The following is a 1234-nucleotide window of genomic DNA, read 5'->3' as shown; positions in this document are numbered from 1 at the left end:
CGAGGCGGGCGCCGAGGAGCCGTCGTCGGCGCATCCGGCGCGCTGACCCGGCCCCGGCGCCCCGCTGGGCCTACCGGCCCGAGACGTCGCGGAAGCGGGCCGCCTCCAGGCGGCGCCGGCGGCGCAGCACGACGAACAGCACCGCGATCGCGAGCAGGGCGCCGGCCGCGCCCCCGCCCACGAGCAGCCACATGCGGGACGGGTCGTCCGAGGCCGGCGGGGCGTCCGGCAGCACGCCCGCCGCGCCGTCCTTCTTCGCCTGCTTCGCGTCGCCGGGCGGGACGAGCGCGCCCACCGGCCGCACCTTGCCGCGTGCCGCGAACCCCCAGTCCAGCAGCTTCGCCGCGTACGGGGACGGCGGCCGGTCCGCGCGCATCAGCGAGATCACGATGGTGTGCCCGCCGCGCCGCGCCTCGGCGACGAACGTCTGCTTCGCGGCGATCGTGTAGCCGTTCTTGCCGCCGAGCATGCCCGGGTAGGCTTCGCGCTCGCCCGGCAGCATGTGGTTGTGCGTGTGGATCGGGTACCCGCCGACCTTCTTGCCCTTCTTGCGCTCCTTCTTGGTGGGCGGCGCGGGGAACTTGATGTCGATGGCCTGCATGTACCTGCGGTAGTCGGGGTTCTTCATCCCCTCGCGCAGGATCAGCGCCAGGTCGTAGGCCGAGGTGTGCTGGGTCCGGACGGTCAGCCCGAGGTCGCGGTCGAGCCCGTTCGGCGACCCGGCCAGGGTGTCGTGGGCGTTGATCCGCTTCGCCTCGGCGTTCATGTCGGCGAGGGTCTTCCGCACGCCGCCGTCCGCCTCCGCGAGCGTGAACGCCGCGTCGTTCGCCGACATCATCAGCATCGCGTGGAACAGGTCGGAGACCTTGTACCGCATCTTGGGCGTCAGCCCGACCTTGGTGCCCTCGACGTCGCACGCCTTCTGGGAGGGGCGGACGAGCCGGTTCGGGTCCAGCTTGGGGATCAGCGTCAGCGCGGTCAGCGTCTTGATCGTGCTGGCCGGCAGGTAGCGGCCGTGCGGGTCCTTGGCGGCGAGGACCTCGCCGGTGTCGGCGTCCGCGATCAGCCACGACGCGGCCTTGATCTTCGGGACGGCCGGGACGCCCGGCGCCTTGTCGACGACGATGCCGCGGCTCGCGAGCAGCGGCCCGCCGACCGTCTCCGCCGTGGGCGCGGCGGACGGCGCCGCGGCCGCCCGGCCCGCCGCCGCGGCGGGCGCCGCGACCAGCGCGGG

General features: G+C 74.5%; 1 protein-coding gene. It reads right to left on the bottom strand.

Translation table 11 applies throughout. The features are described 5' to 3' along the window. Positions 1–70 precede the first annotated feature (70 nt). A partial coding sequence (locus tag ACIWVC_RS24515) for a D-alanyl-D-alanine carboxypeptidase family protein (RefSeq protein WP_396454621.1) occupies positions 71–1234 on the bottom strand: 1164 nt, incomplete at its 5' end.

Origin of the sequence: Actinomadura sp. (genome assembly GCF_044508335.1) — a bacterium.
In the GTDB taxonomy this organism is placed as follows: Bacteria; Actinomycetota; Actinomycetes; order Streptosporangiales; family Streptosporangiaceae; genus Spirillospora.
This window is presented reverse-complemented; position numbering and strand designations above follow the sequence as displayed.